Source organism: Stenotrophomonas sp. T8, from assembly GCF_051853085.1.
GTDB lineage: Bacteria > Pseudomonadota > Gammaproteobacteria > Xanthomonadales > Xanthomonadaceae > Stenotrophomonas > Stenotrophomonas sepilia.
Genome location: NZ_CP195329.1, coordinates 2073427 through 2086711 on the forward strand (window position 1 = coordinate 2073427; position 13285 = coordinate 2086711).

Genomic DNA, 13285 nt, shown 5'->3' on the forward strand with positions numbered 1-13285 from the left:
CAGCCGAGCGTGGGCTCGGCGCTACAGGCAGGTCAGGCGCCATGGGCCTCGCGACGCCCGTGCACCCAGTAGTACAGCGTAGGCAGCACCAGCAGGGTCAGCAGCATCGCCGACAGCAGGCCACCGATCACCACCACCGCCAGCGGCTTCTGCGTCTCGGCACCAATCGCATGCGAAGTGGCCATCGGCAGCAGGCCGAACATCGCCAGCAGCGCGGTCATCAGCACCGTGCGCAGGCGCTGCAGCGAACCTTGCACCACCGCCTGCAGCAGGTCCATGCCCTGCTCGCGCAGCTGGGCGAAGCGACTGAGCATCACCACGCCGTTCAGCACTGCTTGCCCGAACAACGCGATGAAACCGATCGCCGCCGACACTGACAGCGGGATGCCAGTGAGCCACAGGGCGAGGATGCCGCCGATCATCGCCAGTGGCACGTTGGCCAGGATCAGCGCAGCGCTGCTGATGTCCTTGAAGGCATCGAACAGCAGCACGAAGATGATCAGCACCGACAGCGGAATCACCCAGCCCAGCCGCTTCATCGCACGCTGCTGGTTCTCGAACTCGCCGGACCACTCCAGCCGGTAGCCTTCCGGCAGCTGCACGCTGGCGTCCACGCGCTTGCGCATGTCAGCCACCACGCTGCCCATGTCGCGGCCGGCGATGAAGATGCTCACCGCCTTCACCCGCTGTGCGTTCTCGCGCGAGATGTTGATCGCGCCGCTGGCCATGCGGAACTCGGCCACGTCGGACAGCGTCACCGTGTGGCCATCGCCGATGCCAACCGGCACCGTACGCAGCCGCTGCAGCTCACGATCGGCATCGTCCAGGCGCAGGGTGATCGGGAACCTGCGGTCACCTTCCCACAGTTCACCGACCTGGCGTCCGCCCAGTGCGGTCTCGATCACCTCGTCGATGTCGCGCACGTTCAGGCCGTAGCGCGCGGCGCGGTCGCGGTCGATGTCGATCTGCAGCTGCGGCAGCGAACCGTCGCGATCGATGAACGCGCTTTCCACGCCGTCCACCGCACGTACCTGGACCAGGATCGCCTGCGCGTGCTGGTTCAGTACATCCAGGTCCGAGCCGCTGACCTTGATCACCACCTGGCCCTTGATCTGCGAGATGCTCTCCAGGATGTTGTCGCGCACCGGCTGCGAGATCGAGAACTCCGGTCCCGGAATGCGCTGCTCCAGCGTGCGCTGCAGATCGCTCACCAGCTGGCGCTTGTCCACGCCCTTCGGCCATTCCTTCTCAGGCTTCAACGCCACCAGCGCCTCGATCTGGTTGGCGCCCTTGGCATCGGAGCCGTCTTCTGGCCGCCCCAGCTTGGCCACCACCGTCGACACCTGCGGGAAAGTGCCGACCAGCTCACGGATGCGCCGCGACTGCTGCTGCGCTTCGCCCAGGCTGGTGCTCGGGTCGAGCGTGGCCGTCAGCCAGATCGATCCTTCGTCCAGCTCGGGCAGGAACTCCGATCCCAGCCGCGTGCCCAGTGCCAGCGTACCGACCAGCAGCACAACCGCAGTCAGCACCACCGCGCGCGGACGGGCAAGTGCGCGTTCCAGGATCGGCTTGTACCAGCCGGTCAGGCGGTCCATCAGCGGATTGCCATCGCGCATGCGGTCGCGGCGCAGCCACCAGTAGCAGAACAGTGGCACCACGGTCAGTGCGAGGATCAACGCACCGATCAACGCCGAGGTCACCGAGTACGCCATCGGCGCGAACATTCGGCCCTCCTGGCGCTGCAGGGTGAAGATCGGGATGTGTGCGGCGATGATGATCAGCATCGAGAAGAACGTCGGCCGCCCCACTTCGGAGGCTGCCGAGAGGACGGTCGAGAAGCGCGTTTTCCTGTCAGCGTTCGGCGGCAGCTTCGACAGCCGCGAAACGATGTGCTCGGTCACGATCACCGCGCCATCGATGATGATGCCGAAGTCCATCGCTCCCAGCGAAAGCAGGTTGGCCGGTACGCCCCACAGGTGCAGGCCGAGGAAGGTCGACAGCAGTGCCAGCGGCATCATCGCCGCCACGATCAGCGCCGCGCGGGCGTTGTACAGGAACAGCCACAGCACCAGGAACACCAGCACGGCGCCTTCCAGCAGGTTGCGGAAGACGGTTTTCAGCGTGGTCGAGACCAGCCATGAGCGGTCGTAGAACGGCTCGATGCTGACGCCGGCCGGCAGCTGGTTGGCCTCGATCTCGGCGATGCGCGCATGCAGGGCGTCGAGTACGTCGGACGGGTTCTCGCCCTTGCGCATCAGCACCATGCCGAACACCGCATCGTCATTGTCGTCGTGGCCGACCAGGCCCTGCCGGGGAAGGCCGGTATCGGCGATACCGGCAAGGTCGCGCACCAGGATTGGCGTGCCACCGCGCTGCGCCACCACCACGTTGCCAATGTCGGCCGGCGAACGCATCAGGCCCACACCACGGATCAGGAACTGCTGCTGGCCGCGTTCCACATAGCCGCCGCCCGCGTTCGAACTCCCCTTCTCCAGCGCCTCGGCGAACTCACCGAGGCTGATGCCGCGGTCACGCAGCTTGTCCAGGTCCGGCTTGACCTGGAAGGTGCGCGCAAAGCCACCGAAGCTGATCACATCGGCCACTCCAGGAACGGTGCGCAGGCTACGCTCCATCGTCCATTCCTGCACGGTGCGCAGCTGGGTCGGGGTCAGGTGCGGGCCTTTCAGCACATAGCGGTAGATCTCGCCCACCGCCGAGCTCATCGCCTCCAGCTCCGGGGTCACCCCTTCCGGCAGCTCCACGCCCTGCAGGCGCTCCAGCACCTGCTGGCGTGCGAAGTAGTCATCGGCCTTGTCGTCGAAGGTCAGGATGATCATCGACAGGCCGAACTGCGTATGCGAGAACACCCGCACCGAATGCGGAATGCCGGACAGCGCCACTTCCAGCGGCATCGTCACCTCACGCTCCACCTCTTCGGCGGCACGGCCCGGGTGCAGCGACACCACCGTCACCTGGGTGTCGGACACATCCGGGAAGGCTTCCACCGGCAGCACGCGGAACGCGGCGATGCCAGCGCCGATGAACAGCAGCAACGCCAGCATCACCATCAGCGGCTGGCGCAGGCAATAGGCAATCAGGCGATCGATCATGGGGCGGCGCGCCCCGTGCCGGTGCTGACGGCTGCCGGCGCGCTGTCCACCAGCTGTTGCAGCAGAAGGCCACCCTCGACGACCACTCTGCTGCCCCGCGCCAGGCCTTCACGCACCCACAGGCGGCCGTCACCCAGCTCCTCGACGTGCACCGCGTGGCGCACGAAGCGGCCCTTGCCTTCCTCCACGAACACCACCTGCTTTCCGTCGATCAGCAACACCGCGGCGTCGGGCAGCGAGACACCGCCCTCGGACGGCAACGCCACCTGGGCGCGTACGTACTGCCCGGCCTTGAAGCCACGTGCGCGGTTGTCCAGCTCGGCACGCGCCTGCACCACGCGGCGCTCACTGTCGACGAAGTCATCCACGTGCTGCAGGGTCGCCTGCAGCGGCTGGCCATCGGCGCCGGGCACGCTCACCTGCATGCCGGCCTTCAACCGCCCTGCCAGGCTTTCAGGAACATCCAGCAGCAGCCACAGGCGGTCCGGATCGCCGATCACTGCCAATGGCTGCTCGCTGTCGGGACTGACCGACATGCCCGGGTTCATCCGCCGCTCCACCAGCACGCCATCGATGGGGGCGCGCAGCGGCAGGCGCTGGTCCACGCGCTGGCCATTGCCATAGGCCCGGGCGAATGCATTCGCGCGCGCATGATCGGCCTGGCTGCCCGCGAAGTTGGCCTCGGCCTCGTCCAGTTCACGGCCCGACGCCACACCCGCGGCATGCAGCTCGCGGGTACGGTCCAGTTCCCGGCGGGCCCGCTGCAGCTCGGCGCGGCCACGCACGCTGTGGGCCTGGGCCTGGCCGAACTCGGGCGAGGTGATCCAGGCAATCACCTGGCCGGCCTTCACTTTCTGCCCCGGCTGCGCCTCGATGCGCGCCACCTGACCCGGCAACGGCGTGCGCAGTGCACTGGAGCGTGTCTCGTCCCAGACCACCCGGCCCGGCAGCTGCAGGCTGGCGCTTGCGCCGGCGGTCACCGCCTCGCTGCGCAGCACGTCCAGCTGGCGGCTGCCGGCTGGAAACTGGACCTGGCCGGCACTGACCTGCGGCGCGTCCTCGGTATACGACGCCGGCTCGCGGCCGCAGCCGCCCAGCAGGGCCAGCGCCAGCAAGGCCGGCAGCACGGCATGTCGCGCCTGCGGGCGACAAACGACGATGAACTTCATCGAGACTCTCCTTCAGCAACGGATGTGGCCGCTTCCCAGAGCGCCAGGGCAATGGCATGGTTGACGCGTGCTTCGATCAGTGCGCCCTCGAAGTCGCGCCAGCTACGGCGCGCATCCAGCAGGTCGGTCAGGCTGGCGGCGCCGCGCCGGTAGGCCAGTTCGATGCCCTGCACCGCCTTGCGCGCGGCGTCGGACTGCAGTCCTTCGTAGTCGCTGCGGCGCTGCGCGGCGGACTGCACGCTGGCCTGCAGCAGGTCAAGTTCGGCGCGCGCTTCGCGCTGCAGCACCTGCAGTTCCAGCGCGGCACTATCACGGTCGGCCTCGGCACGCTGCATCGTGCCGCGTGCACGTGACGGGCCGCCGAGCGGGATGGTCAACGACACGCCCCAGGTCACACCGCTGATGTCGGTCGGCTCGCGTTCGGCTTCCACGCCCAACTGGATGTCGCGATAGCGCTCGCTGCGCGCCAGTGCCACACCGGCATCCGCCGCGGCCAGGCGCGAACGCGCTGCGCGCAGATCGGCACGCTGCTGCGGATCGAACGCGCGCGTTGCGGCAACGCCTGCGAGGTCCGGCCAGGGATCATCGGCGCTGAGGTCACCGCTGTCGTCACGCCCGAGCAGAAGGCCCAGCGCGTGCCGCGCATCGCGCAGATCCAGGGCCGCCTCGCGCGCCGCGTCGGCCACCGCCAGGTCGTCCACCGCCAGCCGCGCGCGGTCGACCGGCGCCATCGCCCCGGTGGCAACCTGCTTGTCGGCTGCCGCCATCTGTTCGGCCGAACTCTGGCGGTTGGCCTCGGCAATCTGCACCCGCTCCTGCGCGCGCTTCAGGCCGAAGTAGGCCTCATGCAGCGCCACCTGCTGGCGACGCCGCGCATCGAGCATCTCCAGCCCGGCCACCTCCAGCAGCGCATCGGCCTGGCGGATACGCAACGCGCGCTTGCCACCGCGTTCCCAGGTCCAGCCCAGGCCCACGGTGCTGTCCATCCGCTTGTCCTGCCAGCGGCCCGGGCCGACGCCGTGCCTGGGGCTGAGCTTGCTGGTGCCGATCGACAGCTCGGTCGCTGGACGCAGCGCCGCCGTCTGCGCGTCGCCCTGCACGCCACGCAGCGCCAGTGCCGCCGCGCGCAGGTCCGGGTTGTGTGCTTCCATTGCGCGCTGCGCTTCCTGCAGGGACAGCGCCGAAGCCGCAGGCGCGCACAGAAGCGTGGCCAGCACGGCCGCAAGACGAGAGGAGAAATTCATGCACGTCACGGTAAGGTGATGCACTTGCGCCAAACTTGCCCCAACCTTGCACGAAGCTTGCAATGCGAATCCTGCTGATCGAAGACGACGCCGCTCTGGCCGATGGACTGATCCGCGCCCTGCAGGGTGCCGGTCATCTGTGCGACCACCTCTCGCGTGGACTGCACGCGCCGGCGGCACTGGCCGGCGCACCGTATGACGTGATGGTGCTGGACCTTTCATTGCCCGACGTCGATGGCCTGGACCTGCTCTCGCGCCTGCGCAACGACGGTGCCACCCTGCCGGTGCTGATCCTGACCGCACGCGATGGTGTGGAGGACCGCATCCTCGGCCTCGACCGGGGTGGCGACGATTACCTGGCCAAGCCGTTCGCACTCGGTGAGCTGGAAGCCCGCCTGCGTGCACTGTCGCGCCGCCGCAGCGATGCACCGGCTCAGAAGCGATTGGGCCGGTTGTGCTTCGACAGCATCCGCAATGAAGTGCAGGTTGAAGGCCAGCGCATCGAGTTGACCGCGCGCGAGCTGTCGCTGGTCGAGGCACTGATGCAGCATCCTGGCCGCACCGTCACCAAGCAGCGCCTGTTCGATGCGCTGTACAGCTGGGACCACGAAGCCAACCTGTCGGTGATCGAGGTGCATGTCAGCCGCCTGCGCCGCAAGTTGGAACAGGCGCGTGCCGGCGTCGGCATCCGCATGCTGCGTGGCCTGGGTTATCGCTTGGAGGCCGTGGGTGACTGAGCGCGTGCACAGCCTGCGTGGCCTGCTGCTGCGCCGCCTGTGGCTGCCACTGCTGGTGCTGCTGCTGTGCAGCGCGGTAGGTTCCTTCGCGCTGGCCCGTTTCTACGCCGGCCAGGTCTACGACCGCTGGCTTCTGGACTCGGCGATGTCGCTGTCCGAGCTGGTGACGGTGCAGGACGGTCATACCTTGATCGAGATCACGCCCGCGGTGTCACGTATGTTCAGCTGGGACACCGCCGATGAAGTGCATGGCGAAGTGGTCGACGCTGCGGGTGCACGCTTGTATGGCGACCTGGCCGAAGCGCTGCCCCGCCCGGCCACCGCCGCTTCAAGCGACGACGCGGTTTATTACGATGCGCGCCTACGCGGGCAGCCGGTGCGCATGGTCGAAGTCGTGGTCAGCGCCGGGCCCGGCCACGATATCCGGCTGCGCGTGGCCGAGACGCTGCGCAAGCGCCACCGGCTGGAGCGCAAGCTGCTGCTGACCAGCATTCCGTTCCAGGCCGCGATCCTCGCCCTCGCGGCCTGGCTGGCCTGGTCCGGGACCGGCGCTGCCGCACGCCATGCGAACCAGGTGGCGCGGCGGTTGGCCAGCCCACGCCCCGACCCGCTGGCGCCACTGGAGCCGGCGCAGGAGGCGCCGCGCGAACTGTGGCCGGCGGTGGAGGCCTACAACGCCCTGCTGCAGCGACTGGACGCCATGCAAGCCGCGCAACGGCGCTTCGTCAGCAACGCCGCGCACCAGCTGCGCACGCCGCTGGCGGCGATGCAGGTGGAGCTGGAGAGTTCATTGCGGCAACAGGATCCGCAGACCCAGCACCTCGCGCTGTCCGGCACGCTGGCTGGGTTGGCGCGGCTGCAGCACCTGGTCAACCAACTGCTGATGCTCAGCCGTTCGGAAGATCCCCATGGCAGCGTACTGCCGCTGCAGCCGCTGGACCTGGCCGCGCTGGCGCGGGGCGTGGTCGAGCGCTACGCAGACCGTGCGTTGGCGGTCGACGTGGACCTGGGTTACGACGGACCCGACGACGGTGTGCAGGTGCAAGGTGATCCGCAGCTGCTGCGCGAGGCGCTGGGCAACCTGCTGGACAACGCGCTGCGCTATGGCGCCGCGCCCGGTGTGATCACCCTGGGCGTTCGGCAGGAAACCGACGGCGTGCAGGTCTGGGTGGACGATGACGGCGCCGGCATCGCCGAAGCCGAACGCGCGCGCGTCACAGAACGCTTCTACCGGGCCAGCAGCGAGGGGGACGGCTGCGGGCTGGGGCTGGCGATCGTGGCCGAGATCGCGCAACGGCATGGTGCGATGTTGAAGATCGAAACGGCGCCGCTCGGTGGCGCGCGCGTGGGGCTGCGGTTCCGCTGAGCGTTGTTGAATTGCCCTTGTAGAGCCGAGCCCATGCTCGGCTGCTCCTGGCACGATGCCTGAGCCGAGCGTGGGCTCGGCTCTACAGGTTCCTGGTCACCCGTGAAGCGTGCCAACCAAGGTCGGCACCTACCAATCGTCACTGGCTCATCGAATACGGCGCCTGCGCGCCCTGCCCCGGCCAGTCCTTGTTCGGCTCGGCCTGCATGCTGAAGCGCAGTTCGCCGCCGGCCAGGATCTCGTCGTGGCGCAGGAAGGTACGCTGCAGCGGCTTGCCGTTCAACGTCACGCTGCCCACGTACGTGTGCGCGTCATCCAGCCCCTCGGCCACGATGGTGAACGTCTTGCCGTTGGGCAGGCGCATCGCGGTCTTCGGCAGGAACGGACGGCCAAGGATGTACTCGCCCGAGCCCGGGGCCACGGGATAGAAGCCCAGGGCGGTGAACACGTACCACGCCGACATCTGGCCGACATCATCGTTGCCGGCCAGGCCATCCGGGCGGTCGGCGTACTGGGTATCCATGATCTGCTTCAGGCGCGCCTGCGTGCGCCACGGCTGGCCGGCATACGAATACAGGTAGGCCACGTGGTGGCTGGGCTCATTGCCGTGGGCATACCAGCCGATCAGGCCGGTGATGTCTTCCATGTGCTCGAAGATCGACGGATCCACCTTGGCGTTGAACACCTCGTCCAGGAGCGCGAGCAGCTTGTCGCTGCCACCGTGCGCGGCCGCCAACCCGGCGACGTCCTGCGGCACGTACCACGAATACTGCCAGGCATTGCCTTCGGTGTAGTCGGTGCCGTAGCCGCTGGCGCTGGGGTCGAAGGGCGTGCGGAAACTGCCATCGCGCTTGCGTGCGCGCATGAAGCCGGTGTCCTTGTCGAAGGCATTGCGCCAGTTGCCTGCGCGCTTGTCGAAGGTCGCCGCGATATCGGCCTTGCCCATGGCCTGCGCCATGCGTGCGATGGTCCAGTCGTCGAAGGCGTATTCCAGCGTCTTGCTGGCTGCTTCGCCCTCCTCGTCGATCGGCACGTAGCCCAGCTCGCGGTACTGCGCGATGCCGTCATAGGGACCGTAATTGGCGGTCTCGACCATTGCCTTCAGCGCCTTGTCGGCGTCGAAGCCACGAATGCCCTTCACGTAGACATCGGCGATCACCGGCACGGCGTGGTAGCCGATCATGCACCAGTCTTCCAGGCCATGGAACGACCATACCGGCAGCATGCCGTACGGGCTGTGCTCATGGTGGGCAAGCATGGAATTGACGAAGTCGCTGTTGCGCTTCTCCGGCTGCACCAGCGTCAGCAACGGGTGCAGCGCACGGTAGGTGTCCCACAGCGAGAACGTGGAATAGTTCGTGTAGCCCTCGGCCTTGTGCACGGCATTGTCCGGCCCGCGGTACTGGCCATCGGCATCCATGAACAGCGTCGGCCCCAGCAGGGTGTGGTACAGCGCGGTATAGGCACTGCGCCGCGCATGCTCGGGGGCGTCGATATCGAGTACCGACAGCGCCTGCGTCCACTCCTGCTTTGCCTGCGCACGCACGCGGTCGAAATCGAAGTCGGCCACTTCGGCGTCGAGGTTGGCGATGGCGCCGGCTTCACTGACCGGCGAGATCGCCACCTTCACCACCAGCGGTGCATCCAGCTTGCCGAATGCGAACGTGCCGACCAGCTGTCGGCCCTCGATCTGGGCGCGCTGCGCGGGATCCTTCTCACCCGGCGGCGGGAAGCCCTTGTAGACGATGTCCTGCTCGGTGTTGTGCAGCTCGTGCCCGGCCAGCGGGCGCGAGAAACGCATCGCGAAATACAGCTGGCGGCCCGGCGCCCAGCCGCGGGTTTCGCGGAAGCCCGTGACCGTGCCGTCGGCGCGCACCCGTACCCGCGACCACAGCACCTTGCCCGGGTAGTCGTACATGCTGGTACGCATGTCCAGCAGCACCTTGGCGTCGGTACCCTTGGGGAAGGCATAGCGATGCACGCCCACGCGGGTACTGGTGGTCAGCTCGGCACGCACCCTGTAGTCGTCCAGGGTGACCGCGTAGTAGCCCGGCTCGGCCTTCTCGTCAGCGTGGCGGAACCGCGAGGCATAGCCGCTGCCCGGCTTCTCCGGATCGCCACGCTCCAGGCCGGGAGTGCCGGTGAACGGCATCAGCAGGATGTCGCCCAGGTCCGAATGACCGGTGCCGGAAAAATGCGTATGCGAGAAACCGACGATGCTGCTGTCGTCGTAACGGTAGCCCGCCGCCCAGCCATAGGCCTTCTCGCGCGGCTGGATGCGCGTGTCCGGGCTGAGCTGGACCATGCCGAACGGCACCGTGGCGCCGGGATAGGTGTGGCCCTCGCCACCGGTTCCGATGAAGGGATCGACGGCGGCGTAGGCGCGTTCGGCGGCGGATTTCGACGGGACCGCCAGCGCCGCCCCGGAGGCAAGCACGGCGGTCGCGGCGAAAGCGATCAGGAGACGACGGTCCAGCGTGGGCATCGGAGTTTGGATCGATTCAAGATGTTGACCGGATGCTAGCACCGGGCTTCAGGTGCCGCATGTTGCGGCGCAACTGAATGGATCTAAAGGCGACAAAAGCTGTCCGATTTCCTATGCAACTAATTGCATGGTTCGATGCCGTGGCGCTCACCACACTGTCGCCAAAGCCGAAAAGCGGGGCGAAAAAGGTGCCCTGCGGCATTCCCGGTCGCAATGCGACCGCTATTGCACTTTGCACCAGCCGGGCCGGAAAGTGCGCCGGAATCACTTCATCCTCACGCCATCACAGCGTTTCATTCACGCCAACGAAGTGATGCGGCCCGTTTCCCGAAGTTTGATACCCCGTAGGAGTACCGCCATGAAGATCGCAGTTCGTCGTTCCCTTGCCATGGCCATAGCCACCGGCATCACCCTCGCATCCACCGCCCAGGCCGGAACTCTGGGCCCTGGCCAGTCGGCCACAGTGAATGCTGGGGATGCCCCGGAGTCCTGGTCACTCGACGGCGCACAGCTGACAGGCAATCCAGGAGCACGCCTCCTGGACATCGATGCCCGAGGGACATCCAGCGTCACGGCGAACAGCGTGTCCATTGATGGGCGGATCAATCTGAACAACAGCTCACTCTCGTTGAGCGACAGCACCGTCCGGAACACCGCCGGCCGTGCCCTGAGTCTGATTACCTCCGGTGGCACTTCCGGCAGCTCCGTCGCAGTCGTCGAACGCACCACACTGGTAGGTGCCGGCATCGGTGGTAGTGCTACGCAGGGTGCCGATCTGACGCTGGACGCAAGCCGACTCGAAGGCGTGTTCAACTCCAACGGCGCTTTTGACCGCGGTATTGGATTCCTGTTGGCCGACCCGGCCCACCTGCTTGCCCGGAATGGAAGCACCATCATTGGTGATGATTCGGGCATCAATGCGAACTTTCAAATGGCCGCACCAGGTGATAGAGCCAATGTTGAGATAGACGCTTCGCGTGTTGAAGGCCGCAGCGGCGCAGGCATTCATGTTGTGCGCTTTGGTAGCAGGCCTTCTGTCCTGGCGACGTTCAATTTCCGCAACGGCAGCCAGCTGGTCGGTGGCAGCGGCACCGCGCTTCTGGTCGAGGATGCAGGCGCAGAGATCGACCTGAACCTCGATGCCTCGAGCGCGACCGGTGGCATCGTTAACGCTGCCGGGGGCACTGTGAACGTCGCACTCTCGAACGGCGCCAGCATCACCGGCGCGATGACCGACGTCACTCGCGTGTCACTGGACTCTGCCACCTGGAACATGACCGGAAACTCCACGGTCGGTGCGCTAAGCCTCGGCAACGGCACCGTGTCCCTCGGCGACGGCTCCGCCTTCCACACCCTGAACGTAGCCGGCAACTTCAGCGGCGCCGATGGCACGATCATCTTCAACACCGTATTGGCCGGCGACAACGCCGCCACCGACAAGCTGATCATTGGCGGTGACACCAGCGGCACTGCCAATGTGCGCGTCAACAACGTCGGCGGTGCCGGTGCTCAGACGGACAAGGGCATCGAACTGATCCAAGTGGGCGGCACCTCCAACGGCCAGTTCAACCTCTCCGGCCGCGCAGTGGGCGGTCAGTACGAGTACTTCCTGCACAAGGGTACCGGCGCTGATGGCAACTGGTACCTGCGTTCCCAGCTGCCGACGGTTCCTGACCCCTGCGAGGCCAACCCCGGCTTGCCGCAATGCCCGCCGGTCGACCCTGTGGATCCCGTGGATCCCGTGGATCCCGTGGATCCGGTCGATCCGGAACCGGTGCTGCGCCCCGAACCCGGCGCCTACCTGGCCAACCTGCAGGCCGCGCAGACGATGTTCCGCCTGGGCTACCACGACCGCAACGCCGGCCAGAACTCCGGCCGCGCCTGGGCCCGCGTGGATGGCTCGCGTAACGGCTTCGATGCCGTCAGCCGCCAGCTCGACATCCGTGGCAACAGCCAGGCACTGACCGTCGGTGCTGATCTGTGGCGTCACGATTCGGGCAGCAGCGTGGGCGTGATGCTGTCCACCGGCAACGCCACCAGCACCTCCACCAACGCGCTGACCGGCTACTACGCCCGCGGCAAGGTGAAGGGCGAAGCGCTGGGCATCTACGGCACCTGGCGCGGCGGCAACGGTGCCGACCCGTATGCAGGCTTCTATGTGGACGGCTCGGTGCAGCGCGCGCAGTTCCGCAATCGCGTGGAAGGCATCGGCCTGGACGCGGAACGCTACGACAGCCGTGCCTGGCAGGGTGCGGTGGAAACCGGCTACGCGTTCCGTGTAGGCGGTGCCAGCAACGGCGGCATCTACCTGGAGCCGCAGCTGCAGGTGGGCTACAGCCGCTGGGACAGCAACCGCCACACCGAGGCCAACGGCACGGTGGTGAGCACCGAGAATGCCAATGGCCTGTTCGGCCGCGCGGGCCTGCGCCTGTCCGGCGTGACCCGCTGGGGCAACGGGACCGCCGAGGTGCAGCCGTACCTGACCGCCAACTGGCTGCACACCCGCGCCGAATCGCAGATCCGCATGGATGACGAGATCGCCGATGCACGCGTGCCGCGCAGCCGTGGCGAGTTCAGCGGCGGCGCATCGGTGAAGTTTGCCAACGGCGTCGGTGCCTGGGGCGGCCTGTCGCTGCAGCGGGCCAGCGGCTATCACCAGACCAGTGCGCAGGTGGGTGTCAGTTACAGCTGGTAAGCCTTGCGCATGAGAGGCAGCCAGGCTGGCGCCTCCCAGCCAATCCACATGAACTTTCGTAGGCCGCTGGGACGGAGGGTCGAAGGAGACTTTCCATGAAGATCGCTGTTCGCCGTTTCCTCGCACTGGCTGTGACCAGCTATCTTGCCATGGCAGCTCCGCTGCATGCCGGATCGCTGAACCCTGGGCAGTCCGCAACCGTGCAACCGGGAGACTTGCCAGAGGCGTGGTTACTCATCAATGCCCGGCTGATCGTCAATCCCGGCGGAAAGACACTCGGCATCGACGCACATGCCCAGTCCACGGCGACGCTTTCAGGTGCCGAGGTGTCTGCATCAGCAGTAAACTCCACCGCAATCCGCGTCGCAAACAGCGTACTCACGCTCACCCAGTCGACGGTAAACAACACGGGTGGACGCGGCGTGGAGCTTACCTACGCCAGCTCGCAGGGACGTCCAAACCCCGTAGCCAACATCAGC

At 67.0% G+C, this 13285-nt stretch carries 8 protein-coding genes; 3 read left to right on the forward strand and 5 right to left on the reverse strand.

All coding sequences use genetic code 11. The features are described 5' to 3' along the window. Window positions 1-32 precede the first annotated feature (32 nt). Genes ACSDHM_RS09810 through ACSDHM_RS09820 form a run of 3 tightly spaced genes read right to left on the reverse strand, consistent with a single transcriptional unit; the run spans window position 33 to window position 5523 of the window. Complete coding sequence (locus tag ACSDHM_RS09810) at window positions 33-3110, reverse strand: efflux RND transporter permease subunit (protein WP_439426924.1); 3078 nt, start codon at window positions 3108-3110, stop codon at window positions 33-35. Then, window positions 3107-4279, reverse strand: coding sequence for an efflux RND transporter periplasmic adaptor subunit (locus tag ACSDHM_RS09815; RefSeq protein WP_439426925.1), 1173 nt, complete (start codon window positions 4277-4279; stop codon window positions 3107-3109). Before ACSDHM_RS09815 ends, ACSDHM_RS09810 begins: the two co-directional genes overlap by 4 nt. After that, window positions 4276-5523 (reverse strand): TolC family protein, encoded by a 1248-nt coding sequence (locus tag ACSDHM_RS09820; RefSeq protein WP_439426926.1) that lies wholly within the window; start codon window positions 5521-5523, stop codon window positions 4276-4278. The genes ACSDHM_RS09815 and ACSDHM_RS09820 overlap by 4 nt, the downstream gene beginning before the upstream one ends. Before the next feature lie 62 nt (window positions 5524-5585). On the opposite strand from ACSDHM_RS09820, the gene ACSDHM_RS09825 reads away from it, so the two are divergent. After that, on the forward strand, window positions 5586-6260 hold the full coding sequence (locus tag ACSDHM_RS09825) for a response regulator (RefSeq protein WP_072168815.1): 675 nt from the start codon (window positions 5586-5588) through the stop codon (window positions 6258-6260). Next, window positions 6253-7626 (forward strand): sensor histidine kinase, encoded by a 1374-nt coding sequence (locus ACSDHM_RS09830; RefSeq protein WP_439426927.1) that lies wholly within the window; start codon window positions 6253-6255, stop codon window positions 7624-7626. Before ACSDHM_RS09825 ends, ACSDHM_RS09830 begins: the two co-directional genes overlap by 8 nt. A 139-nt stretch (window positions 7627-7765) precedes the next feature. Here ACSDHM_RS09830 and ACSDHM_RS09835 read toward each other — a convergent pair whose 3' ends face one another. Together ACSDHM_RS09835 and ACSDHM_RS09840 are read right to left on the reverse strand one after the other, a co-directional pair. Further along, on the reverse strand, window positions 7766-10111 hold the full coding sequence (locus ACSDHM_RS09835; RefSeq protein ID WP_188240941.1) for a GH92 family glycosyl hydrolase: 2346 nt from the start codon (window positions 10109-10111) through the stop codon (window positions 7766-7768). Between the two features lie 619 nt (window positions 10112-10730). Next, window positions 10731-11120 carry a hypothetical protein gene (locus ACSDHM_RS09840; RefSeq protein ID WP_146260233.1) on the reverse strand — a complete coding sequence of 130 codons (390 nt, stop codon included), beginning with the start codon at window positions 11118-11120 and terminating at the stop codon, window positions 10731-10733. A gap of 3 nt (window positions 11121-11123) precedes the next feature. Here ACSDHM_RS09840 and ACSDHM_RS09845 point away from each other — a divergent pair, with 3 nt between their 5' ends. Next, entirely contained in the window at window positions 11124-12806 is a 1683-nt protein-coding gene (locus tag ACSDHM_RS09845) for an autotransporter family protein (RefSeq protein WP_353079947.1), read from the forward strand. The last annotated feature ends 479 nt before the right edge of the window (window positions 12807-13285 follow it).